The organism is Roseovarius autotrophicus (genome assembly GCF_018069895.1).
GTDB classification, from domain to species: domain Bacteria; phylum Pseudomonadota; class Alphaproteobacteria; order Rhodobacterales; family Rhodobacteraceae; genus Roseovarius; species Roseovarius autotrophicus.
In genome coordinates, this window is record NZ_JAGQDH010000010.1 from 58832 (window position 1) to 76668 (window position 17837).

Consider the following 17837-nt stretch of genomic DNA (forward strand, 5'->3'; position numbering starts at 1 on the left):
ATCGGGCGGATACCCACGACCAGTGGCGAGCAGAACGGCCCGTTGCCCGAATTCGGCAGGTTGAGGCCCCTAGGACAAAGGACATCTCCATGCAAGCGACCGGCAGTTCGCATGATCTTGCCTTGCGAAAGGCTGACTTTTCCACGCTGTGCGAGGCGCTCGATTATGCTGCGCAGGGCGAGACGGGGGTGAACTTCTACAATGCCCGGGGCGAGATCTATTCTTCGACCACCTATACCGGGTTGCGCGCCGAGTCGATGGCGCTGGCACGCCGTCTCATGGGTCTCGGGATCGAGCGGGGCGGGCGTGTGGCGCTGGTGGCCGAGACCTCGCCGCATTTCGTACGCTTCTTCTGGGCTTGCCAATATGCGGGCCTCGTGCCGGTGCCCTTGCCCGCGACCATCCAGATCGGCGGCCACGCCGCCTATGTGGCACAACTGGCGCAACTGATCCGCAATTGCGGTGCCTCGGCGGCGATGGCGACGCCGGAATGGGTGGATTTCCTCCACGAGGCGGTGGCCGATATTGACCTCACCTGCGTGGGCACGCCCGAGACTTTCGACGCGCTGCCCGAGGCCACGGGCGATCTGCCCGGCGTCAGCCCCGACAGCACCGCCTATCTTCAGTATACTTCGGGCAGCACCCGTTTTCCGCGCGGCGTGGTGATCGACCAGAAGACCGTTCTGGCCAATATCCGCGACATGGCGACGAACGGGTTGAAGATGCGCGATGGCGACCGGTTCGGCTCGTGGCTGCCGTTCTATCACGACATGGGGCTTGTCGCCTTCATCATCATGCCGATGGCGACGCAACGCTCGGTCGATTTCCTTGGCACCCATGATTTTGCCATGCGCCCGCGCAAATGGCTCGAGATGATGTCCGCGAACCGCGCCACGATCACCTCTGCCCCGCCCTTTGCCTATGAGCTGGCGGTGATGCGGGTGCGACCGCACGATGCCGAGGGGCTGGACCTCAGCGCGCTGCGCGTGGCTTGCGTGGGCGCCGAGATGATCAGCCCCGAGCCGCTGGAACGCTTTGCCGAGGTGCTGGCGCCCGCCGGTTTCCGCAAGACCGCGTTCCTGCCCTGCTACGGCATGGCGGAGTGCTCGCTCGGTATCAGCTTCCTGCCGCTCGATGAGGAAGTCCGCATCGATTACATCGATTCCGAAGACATGCAGCATGACGGCATCGCCCGCCCGGTCGACCCGTCCGCGGCAGGCGCCGAGCGTCGCGTGGCGCGTTATGTGGATTGCGGCATGCTGCTGCCGACGTTTCAGATCGAGATCCGGGATGAGACCGGCCAGCCCCTGCCCGAGCGCCACGCCGGCGTGATTCACCTGCGCGGCCCGAGCGTGATGAGCGAGTATTTCCAGGATCCGGAAATGACGCGCGAGGCGCTGAGCGCCGATGGCTGGCTCAACACCGGCGATATCGGCTATCTCGCGGGCGGACGGCTGTTCCTGACGGGCCGGAAGAAGGACATGATCATCATCCACGGCCGCAATATCTGGCCGCAGGACTTGGAACATCTGGCCAAGAGCCAGCCGGGTGTGAGCTATAACGATGTCGCGGCCTTCTCGGTTCCGTCCGAGGACGGGCGGCACGAGGAGGCGGTGATCGTGGTGCAATGCCGAGAGCGCGACGAGGTCAAGCGCGCGCGTCTGGTCAAGACCATCACCGGGCTGGTGCGCAGCGAATTCGGCATCGATTGCCGGGTGGAACTGGTGCCGACCCGGACGTTGCCGCGCACCTCCTCGGGCAAGCTGGCGCGCGCGCGTGCGCGGCTCGACCATATCGCGCGCAGGCAGGCGGCGGCCTCGGTGCCGGTGCAGCCTGCCACCGCTCAGCCCGAGACCGTGGACGAGGCACCGATCCGTTACATTGCATGACCCGATGGGTCGCGGTCACCGGTGCTGCGGGCTTTGTCGGGCGGGCGCTGGTCGCGCGGCTTCTGGACGAAGGCTACGGCGTGCGCGCGCTGGTGCATCGCACCCCGCTCGACATCACCCATCCCGCGCTTGAATGCGTGACGGGCGGCCTCGGCGAGGAGGCGGCACTAAGTCGGCTGGTCGAGGGCGCGGAGGTGGTGGTGCATGTGGCGGGCGTGGTGCGTGGGCGCGCCGCGCGTGATTTCCTGCCCGTGAATGCCGAAGGCGTGGCGCGCGTGGCGCGCATCGTGGGTGCACAGCCCGTGCCGCCGCGCATGATCCTGATTTCCTCGCTCGCCGCGCGCGCGCCGTACCTGTCGCATTATGCCGCAAGCAAGCGCGAGGGCGAGGCGCGGCTGGCGCAAACCGCTCTCGATCACGCGATCCTGCGCCCGCCCGCGATCTATGGGCCGGGTGACAAGGAACTGGTGCCGCTGTTCGAGGCAATGGCGCGCGGCATCGTGCCGCTGCCGGGGGGGCGGGGGGCGCGCGCCTCGCTTTTGCATGTGGACGATCTGGCGCGGGCCATCCTGGCGCTTATCGCGCGCCCGGCACCCGGCACGTTCGAGCTGCATGACGGGCGCGCGGGCGGCTATGGCTGGGAGGAGATCGCGGCCATCGTCGAACAGGTGTCGGGGCGCGGGCGCGGCTGGCGCGTGCCGCTTCCCGGCGTGCTCTTGCACGGCGTCGCCACCGTCAATCTTTTCGCCGCGCGGCTTTTCGGCTATCAGCCGATGCTGAGCCCCGGCAAGGTGCGCGAGTTGCGCCACCCCGACTGGGTGGCCGACAATGCCGCGCTGAGCGCCGTCACCGGCTGGCAACCGCAGATTCCGCTGGCCGAGGGGCTGTGCGGGCTTTGGGGCAAGCCAAGGCCGCAAACCGAGAAAGGCAAGAGCCATGTCATCTGAAACGCCCGAAGAAATCATCGAGACGCTTTACGGCTTTCTGGAGCGATTTCCGAAAGCCGCGGGCAATCTTGGCCCCGACACGAAGCTTGCCGATGATCTCAGTCTCGATTCGGTCAATCTGATGGAACTGCTGGTGGAGATCGAGGACCATTACGATATCGGCCTGCCGCTCAACATGATGGCCGATATCACGACGATCCGCGAACTGGCCGTCAGGATATCTCAACTCGTCGAGGACAAGGCATGAGCATCACCGAACGATTCGCCGAAATGGCGCAGGTCCGTGACGGGCTGCGCAGTCTTGCGGCCGATCCAAGCCGCATCGTGATGGAGCGGTTTCTCTCGCCCACCGAGGCGGTGATCGGCAATCGCCCGACCATCCTTGTTGGCACCAACAACTATCTTGGGCTGACCTTCGACCCCGAGATCATCGAGGCCGCGTGCAGGGCGATGCATGAAGAGGGCAGCGGCACCACCGGCTCGCGCATGGCCAATGGCAGCTTTTCGAGCCACGCCGCGCTTGAGGAGGAATTCGCGCGTTTTTACGGCGTGCCGTCGGCGATGCTCTTTTCCACCGGCTATCAGACCAATCTCGGCCTGCTGATGGCGCTTCTACGGCCCGGCGACAAGGTCGTGCTCGACAGTCACAGCCATGCCTGTATCTATGATGGCTGCCGCATCAGTGGTGCGGATTTCTTTGCCTTCAAACACAACGACCCGGAGGATCTGCGCAAGCGGCTGCGCCGTCTGGGCGGCGCGGCCGAAGGCGCGCTTGTCATTGCCGAGGGGCTTTACAGCATGTGGGGCGATACCGCGCCGCTTGCCGATCTGTGCGCCGTGGCCAAGGAATTCGGCGCGTGGTTCATGGTCGATGAGGCGCATTCCTTCGGCGTCTATGGTGAGACCGGGCGCGGCCTGTGCGAGGAAGAGGGCATCCTCGATCAGGTGGATTTCATCACCGGGACGTTCTCCAAAAGCCTCGCCTCGCTGGGGGGCTTCTGCGTGAGCCGCCACCCCGAATTGCAGCTTTTGCGCTATGGCAGCCGACCCTATATCTTCACCGCCTCGTCAAGCCCCGCAAGCATTGCGGCGGCGCATGCCGCGCTCAAGGCGGTGCGCGGACGGCCCGAACTGAAGGCACAACTCTGGGCCAATGCGCGCAGGCTCCATGCCGGGCTAGAGGGGCTGGGCTACAGGCTTGCCTCAGGGCCAAGCCCGGTTATTGCCGTGCAGGTGCCATCGCATGACGAGGCCGCGCGGATGTGGAACGCGCTGCTGGATCAGGGGGTCTATGTCAACCTCGTGGTGCCACCCGCCGCCCCCGAAGGGGCGTCGCTGTTGCGGTGCAGCCTGAGCGCGGGGCACACATTCGAGCAGATCGACCGGATTCTCGCGGCATTCGAGACGGTGCGCGCCGGGGCCGCCACGGCGGTCGCCCAGTAACGGCAGGAGCGGCAGGCGGTGCAGGCAATCCCCGAGCGCGGCGTGGTGCTGGCGCATCTGTCGGATGTGCATTTGCCGCTGCCCGATCGCGTGGACTGGCGCGACGTGCTAAACAAGCGCGCGCTGAGCCTGCTGTCGTGGCGGCGCAAACGGCACAAGGTGCACCGCCCCGAAGTGCTGGCGCGGCTGGTGGCCGATCTGAAGGCCGCCGCGCCGGGGCTGATCGCGGTGACGGGTGACTTGACCAATCTCGGGCTGCCGGTCGAGTATGAGCGTGCGCGCGACTGGCTTGACGCGCTTGGCACGCCTGAGCGCGTCATGGTGATCCCCGGCAATCACGATGCGCTGGTGCGCGGTGCGTGGGAGGCGGGCGCGCGGACATGGCGGCCTTACTGGCAGGGCGAAGGCGGGGAGGGCTTTCCCTGGCTGCGGCGGCGCGGGGGGCTGGCGCTTATCGGGGTGTCGAGTGCCGTGGCCTCGGCCCCGGGCCGGGCCGTGGGCGCGGTGGGGGCGGCGCAGCTTGATCGGCTGGCGGGCCTTCTCGCGCAGACGCGGCAAGAGGGCCTCTGCCGGGTCGTCATGGTGCATCACCCGCCGCTTGACGGCACGGTGAGGGCGCGCAAGCGGCTGCTTGACGCCGCCGCGCTGCGCGTCGTTCTGGCGCGCGAGGGGGTGGAGATGGTGCTGCACGGTCACAGCCACTGCAGTCACCATCAGGAGATGGTGACTGCAGGTGGTGTGGCCCCGGTCATCGGCGTGCCTTCGGCCTCGGCCATTCATCCAGAACCGGCGGCCTGGCACCTCTATCACATCACCCCGACGCCTGATGGCTGGCGGATCGCGCTCACCGCCCGCCGCCACGCGACCGGTGGCATGGAGACGGGCCATGCCGCAACCCACGACATCGTGCGGGCTCATGCCTCGCAGCGGGAGCGGTCATGAGGTGGACATTCCCGCGCCCTGAGGCGATAGAAGCCGCGACCAACCGGAAAGCCATGCCATGCGCCTGATGATCCACCTCTTCCGCATCTACCCGACGGCCAGTTTCCTCATGGTGCTGGCGTTGTTTCTGTCGGGGTTGGCCGAGGGTCTGGGCCTTTCAGCGATGCTGCCGATGCTCAAGATCGCGCTGTCCTCGGGCCAGACGGCGGAGAATGCCGAACCTCCGGGGGAGTTGGAACAGATGGTGCTCGACGTGCTGGCCTGGCTGGGCGTGCCGCCGACTTTGGGCGCGCTTCTGCTTCTCATCGTGGCCATGGCGACGTTCAAGGCGATCCTGCTGCTCGCGGCACAGCGGCAGGTGGGCTATACGGCGGCGCGGGTGGCGACCGATCTGCGGCTCGAGGTCTTGCGCAACATGATGCGCAGCCGCTGGAGCTTTTTCCTTCATCAACCTGCGGGCAAGCTGACGAACGCGCTCGCCACCGAGGCACAGCGGGCGGCGGATGCCTACATGTTCGGCGCGATGTCGCTGACCTTTTTCATTCAGGCAATCGTCTATGCAAGCGTGGCGGTGGCGGTGTCGTGGAAGGCGACGGCCCTGAGCCTTGTCGGCGGGGCAGTGGTGATCGGCGTGTCGCATTTCCTTGTGCGGGTCTCTCGCAAGGCGGGCAAGCGGCAGACCGATTTGATGAATTCGCTCATGTCGCATCTCACCGACACGCTGCAGTCGGTCAAGCCGCTCAAGGCGATGGCGCGCGAGAACCTGACCGATGACATGCTGCGGGGAGAGACCAACCGCCTCAAGGGTGCGCTGCGGCGGCAGGTGCTGGCCTCGGCGGCGCTGGATGCGGGTCAGGATCTGATGTTCGTGGCGCTGATCGCCTTCGGCGTATATGTGGCCCTCGGGCTTCTGTCGATGGAGTTCGCCACGGTTCTGATCCTCGCGGTGACGCTGGGGCGGACCTTTGCCTTTCTCGGCAAGGTGCAGAAACAATATCAGAAACTTGCCCAGGCCGAGAGCGCCTATTGGTCGCTCAAGGACACAAGCGGGCGCGCGGCGGCGCAGCAAGAGCATCTGGGCGGCCATGTCACCCCAACGCTGGAACGTGGCATTTCGGTGCATGACCTGCGCTTCGCCTATGAGGGCCATAACGTCTTGTCCGGTCTGGATCTGGACATCCCGGCCAACCGGATCACGACGCTGGTGGGGCCGTCGGGTTCTGGCAAGACGACGATCATCGACCTGGTGATCGGCCTTCTGCGCCCCGATTCCGGGGAAATCCTGATTGACGGCGTGCCGTTCGAGACGATCGACCTGCACGCCTGGCGGCGGATGGTGGGCTATGTTCCGCAGGAAACGGTGCTTTTGCACGACACGATCCTGCACAACGTTACGCTTGGCGATCCGGCGATCTCGGAGGCGCAGGTGGTTGCGGCGCTGGAAAAGGCCGGGGCGTGGGGCTTTGTAAGCGAGTTCCCCGAGAGGCTGGCAACCGTTGTGGGCGAGCGTGGCGGCCGGCTTTCGGGCGGGCAGCGCCAGCGCATCGCCATCGCCCGCGCGCTGATCAACGGACCGCGGCTGCTTATCCTCGACGAGGCGACAAGCGCGCTCGACACCGAGAGCGAGGCTGCGATCATTGCCACGCTGCAGGTGCTCAAGGATGATCTGACCATCCTTGCCATCACCCATAACGAGAGCCTGGCAAAGGGCGCTGACGTGGTGCACCGGCTGGAGGTGGGCGGCACGCTCAGCCGCGCGGGATAAGTGCGCGGATCGCGGTAATGGCGCGGGCCATGTCGCCTGGCGCGTCGCCGTCGCGTGGGCGCGGCGAGGGATCGCCCAGCCAGACTGCGCGCCCTGACCGCACGAGCCGCAGGTGCATCCGGCTGATATCGCGGCTGAGATAGGACCAGCCGTAGCGCATGAGCGCGCGGTAGGCGCTTGCCCCGAGTGCGTGGTCGGGACGGTCGGGATCGGCCTCGGCAAGGGCGCGGGCAGCGTGCATCTCGCCCGCCGCGCAGAGCATGTCGTGGCGCATGGAGCTTCGTCCCGCCGAGATGTCGAACATGTGCACAGGACGGCCCGTCGCATGGGCCTCGGACAGCATCGAAATACTGTCGGCGGTCACGATCACCTCATCGGCCAGCGCCAGAAAGCCCAGATAGGGATTTTCCGGGTCGTCGCGCCGCCAGCGGTAAAGCTGCATCGGCACATCCGTTTGCACGGCGAAGGCGTCGATGGCGCAGGCGGGTGTGCGCGCGCTCGAACTGATCAGAAGCGATCCACCGCGCGCGCGCGCCAGCGTCATCGTGTCACGCATCAGCCGCGCGGCGGCATTGGGGCCAAAGGCATAGGGCCCGCTCGTGCCGCCGATATTCACCGTTAGATAGGGCCGCGGCAGATGGGCAAGGCGTGGCGCCCATAGCGCGGCGGCCTCGTCCAGCCGCGCCCGCGTGACCCCGTGCAGCGGCAGCGCGTTGCGCAGCACATTGGCGCGCTCGGGCACCGGGTATTGCGGTGTGGTGATGATCAGGTCGAAATGGTGCGGGTCGGCCCATTGCCGCCCCAGAAACACCAGCCGCGTGCGCCCGCCGGATTGGTCGCGGATCCAGCGCGCCACCGGTTCGTTGCGCATCCCGATGGAGAGGACCAGATCGGGCCAGGGGGCGCGCAGCGGATCGGACCCCGTCAGATCGACGCCCCACAGATCATTGCGCAGGAAAAGCGCGCTCGCCAGCCCGAAACGGCGATACCGCAGCGACTTGATCTCACAGGGCCAGCCAAGCGCCGTGGCCAGCGCGCGCAACTGCGTGCGCTCGCCCGCGCGATAGGCGTCGAGCACCCAGACGCGCGGTTCAGACATCGGCGGCCCGTGGCGGGCGGGGCTTGGGCCAGCGCCGCTTCATGCAGAGCCATTGGCCCGGATCCTCACGGATCCAGCCCTCGAACACGGCGTTGAGCCGTGTGGTGAGGTCAAGCACCTGATCCTTGCGCGGCGCCTCCGGGTCAGTCGGGGCGAGCGGGGCCATGACCTCGATCCGGTAGCGCGTGCCGGGCAGACGCACCGCCCGGATCGGGAGGAGCGGATAGCCGCGCAGCGCCAGCATGGCGGGCAAGGTGTTGGTCATCGCGGGCACGCCGAAAAACGGCACCATCTCGCCCTCGTCGATGCGCGTATCAAACGCCGCGCCGACCGAGCGCCCGGCGGCCAGTTCGCGGATCGTGTCGCGCGCGCCGCCTGCGCTCGGCATCAGCGGCCCGCCGAAATGCCGACGCCGCGCGAGAAAGAAGCGGTTCATCCAAGGGTTGCTGTCGGGCGCATAAAGCACCGCAATGGACAGGTCATGCTCGCGTCCGATGAGATTGCAAAGCTGCCACGCGCCGACATGGGCGGTGGCCAAAACGATGGCGTCCTTGCGACGGATCGCCGCCTCGGCCTCGGGGTGGATGACGAATTCCAGACGACGGTCACGGTCACGCCAGATCCGGTCGAGCAAGAACAACTCTACCGCCGCATGACCGGTGGAGCGGAAGATATCGCGCGCCACAGCGTCGCGGCCCGCCTCGCTCGCGTCGCGCATCATCACCGCAAGATTGCGCCGCACCACCCGCAGCTTGTTGGGATTGCGAAAGCCGATGGTCCCGAGACAGGCGGCAAAGACCCGCGTGGCCAGCGGCACCGGCATGAGCCGCGCCAGCCCGTAAAGCAGGTGAAACACCGCCGCCTCGAACAGCCAGACCGGCGTTTGCGCCGCCGGCAGGCGGTCCATCAGGTGCTTGGGCAGCAGGTAATATTTCGCCATCGTTCGATCCCGGCCCTCAAACAGCGCGCTCAGGAAGCGCGGGCCCGCGCCTTAGCGGCGCGCGGCGCGGTCGGATTTGTCCGGATAGGTGCCGAACACCCAGTCCCAGAACGGCGAGGACACCCCATAGCGACCGGGATCTTTCGAGAAATGGTGGCGCATGTGGTAATGCTTGAGAAATTGCAGCGCCGGGTGCTTCATCGGGAAGTGATGCGTGGCATAGTGGATATAGTCGTAGACCAGATAGCCGATGATGAAGAAGCCGGTGAACGGCTCGGCCCAGGGGTAGGGCAGCACCAGCCAGAAGATCAGGTATAGCACGGCAATGATCGGCAAGGCCCCGGCAGGCGGCATCAGAAGGCGCGTCTTGTCCTGCGGTGTGTCGTGGTGGACGCCGTGAAAGAGATAGATGAAGCGGCGGCCCAGATCGGTTTTCGGCTCAAAGTGGAACAGATAGCGGTGCAGCAGGTATTCCGCCAGCGTCCATGTCGCCAGCCCGGCCAGCCCGATCAGCGCCAGTCCGCCAAGCCCGATGCCATGGACCATGACCGCCCGCCAGATCAGCCAGCCCGCCACCGGCGACCAGACCAGAAGCGGCACGATCGGATGCACATGGCTGAGCTTTTCAAGAAGCGGGTTCTTGAACAGGCGCACCGATTCATCCACGCGGTGACGGCGGCTGGGTTGATGGTTCGACATGGGCGGCCTCTCTGGATGGGTACGCGTTGTCAGGCTTCATTATATACGTTCGTTTTTGCCCGAAGAACAGCACCACGCCAGATTTTACTGGTGCAGAGCCATTCGCCGGGTCGCGCGCTGATCCAGTCCTCGAATCGCTCGTGGATCTGACGGGTGAGGTCAAGCGCCTGCGCGTCGGTATCGGCCTCGGGGTTGCGCGGAACAAGCGGGGCGTGAAAGCGCACGATAAAGCGCGCGCCGGGGTGGCGCTCGACCTGCACGGGCACGAGCGGCGCGCCAAAGCGCAGCGCCAGCCCCGCAGGCAGGGTCGAGCTGTCCTTGTCCGCGCCGAAGAACGGGATCGGTTTGCCGCCCTCGACGCGGCGGTCGATGATCATGGCCGGGGCCTCGCCTTGCCTGAGCGCCTGAAGGAACGCGCGCAACCCGGCATCGCGCGAGATCGTGGCGCAGCCCAGCCGCGCGCGATAGCGCAGCAGAATTCGGTCAAGCCAAGGGTTGGCCAGCGGCGCATAAAGCGCGTGGGAGCGGATGCCCATCTGCGTCATGGCAGCGCAGGCAACCTCCCAGTTGGCGAGATGGGCGGCGACGAACACGACCGGCGTGCCGGGGCGGCAATAGGCGGGATCTGGCTCTACCGTCTCGATGCGCAGAAGGCCGCGCGCGGGGTCGGTATATTTCGCCAGATGCGGATACTCGGCAAATACCGCGCCGGCATTGGCCCAGACATCCCCGGCCAGGCGGTCGATCTCATCGGGGGGCGTGCCGGGCAGGGCAAGCGTGAGGTTGGCGCGCACATGGCGCGTACGGTTCTTGAACACGCGCCCGAGGAACCGGCCAAAGCGGGCCCCAAGCGCCGAGGACCAGCGTAGCGGCAAGAGCCGGAAAAAGCCGACCACCGCACCCACGAAGGCCAGGTCGATGGCCCAGAGCAGATTGCTTGCGGCGCGGCTTTCCAGCGCCTTGTGGCGGAGATGGCTTCCCAGGATGAATTTGGCCACGCGGATCGACTTTCTGCTCGGAGCGGTCTTGATGTCCGCGGTTATTCGGGTTTCGGCCCCGGTTCCGCAAGAGTATTCTGGCGGTGGATCGCCCAGAGACGCGCACGTTCCTGTAACATTCTTACGGTATTTGACCCCCGCGAGAGTCAGGGGGCTTGCCCTTGACGCCCCGGATGCGGCAAGGCTTGTGCGCCCGCAGAGGGGCGGCGCGGGGAGATCCCCCCCCGCGTGAGGTAACACGAAAGGTATTCCATGGCGAGCACCGCGCCCGAAAGCGCCCCGATCGACGTCAGATCGGCGGAAACGGGCCGCGCCATGCGCGACTTTCTGAACCTGCCTGCGCGGATCCATGCCGATGACCGGGCCTATGTGCCGCCGCTCCTGATCGAGCAGAAACAGCGTATATATCAGAACAAGCCGCTTTTCGCCCATTGCGAGGTGGCCCGCTGGGTCGCGTATCGCGGCGGCGAGGCGGTGGGGCGCATCACCGCGCAGATGGACCGGATGCAGCCCGAGGTGGAGGGCGGCAAGCTCGGGTATTTCGGGATGTTGGAGGCAGTGGACGAGCCTGAGGTGTTCGCCGCCTTGTTCGAGACGGCGCAGGACTGGCTGCGCGCGCGCGGTGCGGCGCATCTGCGCGGACCCTACAACCTCTCGATCAACGAGGAAATCGGCCTTCTGGTCGAGAATTTCGACGACCCCCCCTATATCATGATGGGCCATGCCCCGCGCTATTATGCCCCGCGTCTGGAAGAACAAGGCTTTGCCGGGGTGAAGGATCTGCTCACCTACATGGTGCAGCCCGATTTCGTGGCGCCGGCGGTGATGACCAAGCTGGCCGAGCGCGCCAGCCGCAAGGTGACGATCCGCCCTTTCAACCGCAAGGACAAGGCCGCCGACATCGCGGCGATGCGCGACATCTTCAACGACGCCTGGTCGGACAACTGGGGTTTCGTGCCCTTCACCCACGAGGAGTTCGAGGAAACCGCCAAGGCGCTGACGATGCTCTTGCCCGACGACTATATCCAGTTCGCCGAGATCGACGGCAAGCCGGTGGCCTTCATCACCGCATTCCCGAACATCAACGAGATGATCCATGACCTGCGCGGGCGGCTCTTGCCGTTCGGCTGGGCGAAACTGCTGTGGCGGCTCAAGGTCAGGGGCGCCAAAAGCACGCGCGTGGCGCTCATGGGCGTGCGCAAGGAGCACCAGTATTCCCGCCTCGGGCCGACGCTCGCCTTTCTGGTCATCGACGCGGTGCGCAAGCAGATGATCAAACGCGGTGTGAGCCGGGTGGAGATGGGCTGGATTCTGGAGGATAACGACGGTATGCGCCACATCATCGAGGAAATCGGCAGCACCATTCACAAACGCTACCGCCTCTATCAAAAGCCGCTCTGAGGCCGCCCCCAATGACCCGACCCGAGACAGACCCCCAAGCGAGCGATTTCGCCGCCGTCATTCTTGCCGGAGAGCGCGACGCGCGCGATGCGCTGCGCGACCATGCGGGCGTGGCAAGCAAGGCGTTGATCGAGATCGACGGGCAGCCGATGATCGCACGGGTGATTGCCGCGCTAGAGGGAGCGAGGCACGTCTCCTCGGTGCATCTGAGCGGACCGGCCGAGGCGGTGGTGAGTGGCTCGGACGTGCTTTCGGGGATGATCAGGGAGGGGCGCGTGGCGTGGTCCGCGCCGGGGGCCTCGCCCTCGACCAGCGCCTATGCGATGCTGGGCCGATTTTCCGAGGACCGCAAGGTGATGATCACTACCGCCGATCACCCGCTTCTGACCAGCGAGGTCGTCGATCATTTCTGCCGCGACGCTGCGCTCTCGGGCTGTGACGTGGTGGTGGGGCTGGCGCCCCATGATCTGGTGCGCGGGGCCTATCCGGACCTCAAGAAAACCGTGCTGCGCTTTGCCGACGGGCAATATTGCGGTTGCAACCTGTTTGCCTTTCTCACCGCCGATGGCCGACGCATGGCCGATTTCTGGCGACAAATCGAGCGCGAGCGCAAGAAGCCGCTTGTCGTGATCAGCATCCTGGGTCTCTGGGCAGTGCTACGCTATCGCATGGGTTGGCTCACGCTGGAGCGCGCGCTGGCGCTTTTGTCGCGCAAGACCGGGCTTCGCGTGGGTGTGGTTGTGCTGCCTTATGCGCACGCCTCGGTGGACGTCGACTCGGTCGATGATTATCTTGTGCTTCAGCGTTATGCCAATGCGGCCAGCGCGCCGCAGCCCACCCCGACCTGAGGGCCTGTCGCGCCCGCCCCCTGTTCCTTCATCGAAAGAAAGATGCAGCCATGACAACCACGATGACCAAACTGCTCAATTTCGACGCCGTCGAAAAGGCCCCGCTCACCACCGATCCGTTCAGCTTCATGGTCGCCAGGGACGTGATCCCGGCGGACATGCTGGAGCGGGTGAACGCCGATTATCCGCATATCGACCGGCCCGCCAACTTCAAGCCCGAGAGCCTCGAATACGGCCCCCTCTTCGCGCAGATCCTCGAGGATCTCGACAGCCCGGAATTCGAGCGGCTGATCTCGCGCAAGTTCGACATCGACCTGACCCAGACCACCAAGACCATCACCGTGCGCAAGCTGTCAGAGCCGAGCGACGGCAATATCCACACCGATCACTGGTCCAAGATCATGACCGTGCTGCTCTACTTCAACCCCGAATGGCATCAGGAGGGTGGCAAGCTGCGGATGCTGCGCGGCAAGCACGATATCGAGGACTATGTCGCAGAGGTGACGCCGCTTGGCGGCACGCTGCTGGCGTTCAAGCGCTCCAACAACAGCTATCACGGCTACAAGCGTTTTGACGGAGAGCGGCGCATGGTGCAGGTGAACTGGGTACGCTCGGACCCGCTCGCGCTTCAGGCGCAGCGCATCTCACGCCTCGGCACCCATACAGGCAAGAAACTGCTGCGCATGGCCAAGGGGCTTGGCGGACGCGGCTGAGGCCGAATCGGAACTGCCCGGGCGTCAGGCCCGGGCCCCCTCATTCAGGCGCGTAGCCGAAGACCGGATCGAGCCGGCCATCGACCATCGCATTCACCGCCGCCAACTGTTCGGGCGTGAAGTAGTCGCGATAGCCGCCGACCTTGCCACGCCGCACCTTGAAGCTGTCGGGGTTGGTCTCGTCACCGGGCTTCACGCGCTGGCCGCTGGCGCGCATGCCCTCTTTCGTCGCCTCGCGCTTTTTCATGTTCTCATAGGCGGCATAGTCGCGCGCGGCCTCGATATGCGCGGGATCGCCCGATGTGCCGGTATGGGTCACGGCCTTTTGCAGCGCGCTTGCGGGGTCGGCGCGCATGTCCTCGTAGCGCAGTGTCAGCAGGTTATCACCCATCATCGGCATGGCGCGCGCCCAGCCGTTGAAATACTCCACGATACGCGGGATGCCGCAAGCGGGGTTAGACACAAAGTCGAACATATCCACCTCGGCCCCGTGGGGCGGGTAGAAGTTCAACTCCTTCTTGCCGGGCAGCATCCGGTATTTCCACTGGAAATACTGCGACACCGCCACATCGCGCGGGTCGCGCACCAGCAGCACGACGCGCTTGCCCCTGAAATGCTCAAGGCTTTCCCACTCGCGCAGATAGTCGCGCATGTAGTTGTTGTGGCTGAACAGCACGCGTGGCGCGGCCGGGTTCATGCGGTGGAAATTGTCGAACTCCAGCATGTTCTCGGTCGGCAGGCCGAAATGCAACTGGTAGAAGCGCGACAGCATCACACGAAACCAGGTTCGTCCGCTCTTGCCCCAGGACATCAGCACCCAGTCGGCTTCCTGCAATTTCCGGTATTCCTCCTTGCCGCGCAGGCGCCGTTCCAGCGACAGCTTGCGGGGTTTGGGCAGGAAGAACAGCGCGCCAAGGATCAGGTGGCGGCTGGCTATGGCGCGGATTTCCCTGGGTGTGGTGTTGAACATGGGCGTGTCTTTCGACTGGTCGGGGCTTTATGTCTCGGGGCGTTCCGGTGCATAGCATGACCGGGGCGGACCGCGCCCCTTTGAACGCAAGCGGCGGGATGATGCAAGCGAAAGTCTGGACACTTCTGGGCCGCAAGGCCGGGGACAACACGCAGGTAGAGACGCTGGCGGCGATGCTGGGCTGGCCGGTGGAGGACAGGCATATCAGTGCGCGCGCCTGGGAATTGTTGCCGCATCTGGTGCTGGGCGAGACGCTTTGGGGCATCGACGTGGCGGCATCCTCGCCTCTCGCCCCGCCCTGGCCCGATCTGGTGATCAGCGCGGGCCGTCGCAACGAGCCTGTGGCGCGCTGGATCCGGCGGCAGGCGGGGGGACGGGTGAAGTTGGTGCATGTGGGGCGGCCCTGGGCGCCGCTTGATACTTGGGATCTTGTTGTCACCACGCCACAATATTTCCTGGCTCAAGGCGGTAATGTGCTGGTCAATCCGTTGCCATTGCACCCTCTGAGCCGAGAGAGCGTGGCGCCCGAGGCCGCGCGCCTTGGCCCGCGTCTGGCGCATCTGCCGCGCCCGTGGACAACGGTGCTGATCGGTGGCGACAGCGGGGCGTTCGTGTTCACGCCCGAGACGGGGCGGCGACTGGCCGAGGGGGTGAACCGCCTGGTGGCGGCGACGGGGGGGGGCGTGCTGGTGAGCGATAGCCCGCGCACACCCGCACCCGCGCGCGCAGCGTTTCAGGCCGCGCTGACCGTTCCTGCCGAGTGTTTCTGGTTTCACGCCCGCCAGGACTGGCCCGGGAACCCCTATCGCGGCTTTCTGGGGCTGGCGGACCGGTTCGTTGTCACCGGCGAGAGCATGTCGATGCTGGCCGAGGCCGCCGCCATGGGCCGCCCGCTCTATGTGTTCGATCCGTCAGAGCAGGGACAATGGTGGTGGCGGGCGCATAACTGGCGCCACAAGCCGCTCAGCCACCGTCTGGCGATGCGGCTCGCGCCGGTGCGGATGCGCCGCGATGTGGGGCGGATACAGGCAGCACTTGTGGCGCAGGGGCAGGCGCGGTGGCTGGAAGAAGCCCCGGCGTTGATCGCGGGCGGCGAGGGCTGGTTCGGCGCGACCGCAGCAGACCCCCTGTCCGCCGCGCGGCGCGCGGCGGAACGGGTGCGCGCATTGTTCGGGCATGGTCCGGGCTGACACCCGGGCCAGACCGCTCAGGCCGCCATCGCCAGATTTCCCGCGCTCAGCGGATGTGCCGGGGCGGGCGGCAGGTCGGGCGTTTTGTCGAGCATCTCGAAGGCGTCGTGGCGGACGTGGTTCTGCGCCATCTCATTGCGCAGGAACTCCTCCGAGATCTTGCCCTCGTTGACGCATTCCTTGAGCAACCCCAGGAAGAACCGTTCCTGGTTCTTGTCGGGATGCGCCTTGTAATTGCCCATCAGCCCGTATTCACCAAAGAGCTGGCGGCGCAGGCGCAGCACCCAACCGGCGGGCGGGAAGGCGCGGAACCGCTCGGCGGGACGCCAATCGACCTTGAGGCCGGTCTTCCACGGCTGCGTCTTGCGCCGCGTGGTGTGCAGCATCTTGGTTTCGGTCGTGAACTTGTCGAAATCGTTCCACTCTTTCTCGATGAACTCGATCGTCTCGCGCGGCTCCTTGCGCAGGCCGATCCAGTCCTGATAGTCGAGCGTGCCCGCGAACATCGCGCGGAATTGCTCCTCGACCTTCCAGTGGGTCAGCTTCGCGCAGTCGAGCAGCATGACCGACGAGGCCACGTTGCCGTCAATGAGGCCCTTGGGGCCCGAGCGCATCCGCGCCATGATCGCCTTGCCGTTCATCTCGCGGCTCAGCAGATCCCAGATATCCGCGCACGCAAAAACATCGGGGTCGATGACCACGGCGCGACCCTCATAACCCATGAGTTCCGGCGGCATCATCCGGGTGGGGGTGAAGGATTGCAGGTCGTCGTTGAGCCACACGCGCTTGATCCCGTCGCGCAGGTATTCGCGGCCCTCGTGCTCGGCGAAGAACGGATAGTTGCGGCTGTCCATGATATGGATGTCGAACTTGTCATTATGCGCCGAATAGCGCCGGATGGCATGCTCGGCCACGATCGCGCCGACGATCTGCTTGTGGTTGGTCTGGATGAAGACACCGTAGTTCATGGGCGAGGTCCGTCCCCTGTCTGTTATCATTCGCGCGCGATCTTACATGAGAGTGTCGCGGGGTTCCATGACCGCTGCGTTCACGATCAATGAAATACTCCGCGCCGGTACAGCTGCCAGAACAGGCCCCAGATATGGATCAGGGGTCGGCGGCGCACCTTGTCGGGGATCTCCACCACCTGGCCCGAATGGCGCGAGAGTTTCCACGCCAGATAATCGAGCCCGCCCTCGAAGGTAAAAAGCCCCTTGATGAGCCGCGCCACCGAGAGCGTCTTGCCCTGCACCCGGCGCAAGCCCCAGAGCAGGGGGGCCGTGCGGCGGGCGGCGGCGGGGATATCCGCGCTGTAGCAAAGCGGGCCGTCGCTTTCGTGAAGTGTGAGCCGGTCCCCAAGCCGTGGCAGCAACGCGCGTGTCATCGCCACGAAGAATTCGCGCCCGTGACCCGCCAGTTCGGCGGCGCGGCCCTGGCGCTCGGCGCGCAACTCGGTGGCATAGCTGAGCGCGAGCGCCCCCTGCCAGAGCGCCTCGACGGTGCCCTCTTGCGGCAGGGCGGGCAGCGCGCGGCGCAAGAGCGTCTCGCCCGCGCGCAGAAAGGCCGCGTGCAGGCGGTCTTGTGTCTCGGCGCTGTCGGCCCAGATCACCTTGACCGGCTGCGCGAAGCGGCCCCAGAGATAGGATTGAAACCACCCCGGCCCGGTGCCGCGCTCGAATTGATTCAGGCTCAGGACGGCGTATTTGCAGCGCACGGTGTCAGGGCCGAGCGGGGCCTCGAGGTAATAGACATTGGGTGGCAGCGCGCGGCCCGCAAGGCGCAGCGCAAGACGCGGCTCGGCGCGGGGCGTGGGATCGACCAGCACATAGAAATCCACCAGCCCGTCGAGCAGATCGCCGCCGCGCAGGCACGAGCCATAGAGGATCACCGCCTGAAGCCCCGCGCCGAACCGCGCCGAGAGCGCGCCGTGAAGCGCGCGCAGCGCGGGCGCATCGTCGAGTGTGGGGCCGGGGGCGGCGGGATAAGTCATGCG

At 65.9% G+C, this 17837-nt stretch carries 17 protein-coding genes; 10 read left to right on the plus strand and 7 right to left on the minus strand.

Annotated elements, in window-relative coordinates; all coding sequences use genetic code 11:
• Window positions 1-89 precede the first annotated feature (89 nt).
• The 6 genes from KAK09_RS11940 to KAK09_RS11965 are packed head-to-tail and all read left to right on the plus strand — an operon-like array spanning window position 90 to window position 6986.
• Window positions 90-1889 (plus strand): fatty acyl-AMP ligase, encoded by a 1800-nt coding sequence (locus KAK09_RS11940; RefSeq protein WP_210879169.1) that lies wholly within the window; start codon window positions 90-92, stop codon window positions 1887-1889.
• Window positions 1886-2836 carry an NAD-dependent epimerase/dehydratase family protein gene (locus tag KAK09_RS11945; protein WP_210879170.1) on the plus strand — a complete coding sequence of 317 codons (951 nt, stop codon included), beginning with the start codon at window positions 1886-1888 and terminating at the stop codon, window positions 2834-2836. The genes KAK09_RS11940 and KAK09_RS11945 overlap by 4 nt, the downstream gene beginning before the upstream one ends.
• Window positions 2826-3083 carry an acyl carrier protein gene (locus tag KAK09_RS11950; protein WP_210879171.1) on the plus strand — a complete coding sequence of 86 codons (258 nt, stop codon included), beginning with the start codon at window positions 2826-2828 and terminating at the stop codon, window positions 3081-3083. The genes KAK09_RS11945 and KAK09_RS11950 overlap by 11 nt, the downstream gene beginning before the upstream one ends.
• A complete protein-coding gene (spt, locus tag KAK09_RS11955) occupies window positions 3080-4279 on the plus strand; it encodes a serine palmitoyltransferase (RefSeq protein ID WP_210879172.1) in 1200 nt (399 codons plus the stop codon). Before KAK09_RS11950 ends, spt begins: the two co-directional genes overlap by 4 nt.
• Window positions 4280-4297: 18 nt before the next feature.
• Window positions 4298-5221 carry a metallophosphoesterase family protein gene (locus KAK09_RS11960; RefSeq protein WP_210879173.1) on the plus strand — a complete coding sequence of 308 codons (924 nt, stop codon included), beginning with the start codon at window positions 4298-4300 and terminating at the stop codon, window positions 5219-5221.
• Between the two features lie 58 nt (window positions 5222-5279).
• Window positions 5280-6986, plus strand: coding sequence for an ABC transporter ATP-binding protein (locus KAK09_RS11965; protein ID WP_210879174.1), 1707 nt, complete (start codon window positions 5280-5282; stop codon window positions 6984-6986).
• On the opposite strand, the gene KAK09_RS11970 is transcribed toward KAK09_RS11965, so the two are convergent.
• From KAK09_RS11970 to KAK09_RS11985, 4 genes are read right to left on the minus strand one after another with little or no spacing between them, the layout of a single operon-like run.
• Window positions 6970-8085, minus strand: a complete 1116-nt coding sequence (locus KAK09_RS11970) for a mitochondrial fission ELM1 family protein (RefSeq protein ID WP_210879175.1) — start codon at window positions 8083-8085, stop codon at window positions 6970-6972. The two genes, KAK09_RS11965 and KAK09_RS11970, sit on opposite strands and share 17 nt — an antisense overlap.
• Entirely contained in the window at window positions 8078-9025 is a 948-nt protein-coding gene (locus KAK09_RS11975) for a lysophospholipid acyltransferase family protein (protein WP_210879176.1), read from the minus strand. The genes KAK09_RS11970 and KAK09_RS11975 overlap by 8 nt, the downstream gene beginning before the upstream one ends.
• Window positions 9026-9076: 51 nt before the next feature.
• Complete coding sequence (locus tag KAK09_RS11980; protein ID WP_210879177.1) at window positions 9077-9724, minus strand: sterol desaturase family protein; 648 nt, start codon at window positions 9722-9724, stop codon at window positions 9077-9079.
• Window positions 9725-9753: 29 nt separating this feature from the next.
• On the minus strand, window positions 9754-10722 hold the full coding sequence (locus KAK09_RS11985) for a lysophospholipid acyltransferase family protein (protein WP_210879178.1): 969 nt from the start codon (window positions 10720-10722) through the stop codon (window positions 9754-9756).
• A 252-nt stretch (window positions 10723-10974) separates the two neighbouring features.
• Between KAK09_RS11985 and KAK09_RS11990 the strand changes: the two genes are divergently transcribed.
• From KAK09_RS11990 to KAK09_RS12000, 3 genes are read left to right on the plus strand one after another with little or no spacing between them, the layout of a single operon-like run.
• The gene (locus KAK09_RS11990; RefSeq protein WP_210879179.1) at window positions 10975-12123 is read left to right on the plus strand and encodes an N-acetyltransferase; all 1149 of its coding nucleotides are present in this window, start codon (window positions 10975-10977) and stop codon (window positions 12121-12123) included.
• A gap of 11 nt (window positions 12124-12134) precedes the next feature.
• Window positions 12135-12971, plus strand: coding sequence for a nucleotidyltransferase family protein (locus tag KAK09_RS11995; RefSeq protein ID WP_210879180.1), 837 nt, complete (start codon window positions 12135-12137; stop codon window positions 12969-12971).
• Window positions 12972-13021: 50 nt separating this feature from the next.
• Window positions 13022-13684, plus strand: coding sequence for a 2OG-Fe(II) oxygenase (locus KAK09_RS12000; RefSeq protein ID WP_210879181.1), 663 nt, complete (start codon window positions 13022-13024; stop codon window positions 13682-13684).
• A gap of 40 nt (window positions 13685-13724) precedes the next feature.
• Here the strand turns inward: KAK09_RS12000 and KAK09_RS12005 are convergent, their stop codons facing one another.
• Complete coding sequence (locus KAK09_RS12005; protein ID WP_210879182.1) at window positions 13725-14654, minus strand: sulfotransferase domain-containing protein; 930 nt, start codon at window positions 14652-14654, stop codon at window positions 13725-13727.
• Window positions 14655-14752: 98 nt separating this feature from the next.
• On the opposite strand from KAK09_RS12005, the gene KAK09_RS12010 reads away from it, so the two are divergent.
• Window positions 14753-15844: a mitochondrial fission ELM1 family protein gene (locus tag KAK09_RS12010; RefSeq protein ID WP_247651205.1), complete on the plus strand. Its 1092-nt coding sequence runs from the start codon at window positions 14753-14755 to the stop codon at window positions 15842-15844.
• A 17-nt stretch (window positions 15845-15861) separates the two neighbouring features.
• Here KAK09_RS12010 and KAK09_RS12015 read toward each other — a convergent pair whose 3' ends face one another.
• Together KAK09_RS12015 and KAK09_RS12020 are read right to left on the minus strand one after the other, a co-directional pair.
• The gene (locus tag KAK09_RS12015) at window positions 15862-16812 is read right to left on the minus strand and encodes a hypothetical protein (protein ID WP_210879183.1); all 951 of its coding nucleotides are present in this window, start codon (window positions 16810-16812) and stop codon (window positions 15862-15864) included.
• Window positions 16813-16898: 86 nt separating this feature from the next.
• A complete protein-coding gene (locus KAK09_RS12020; RefSeq protein ID WP_210879184.1) occupies window positions 16899-17834 on the minus strand; it encodes a single stranded DNA-binding domain-containing protein in 936 nt (311 codons plus the stop codon).
• Window positions 17835-17837: the final 3 nt, after the last annotated feature.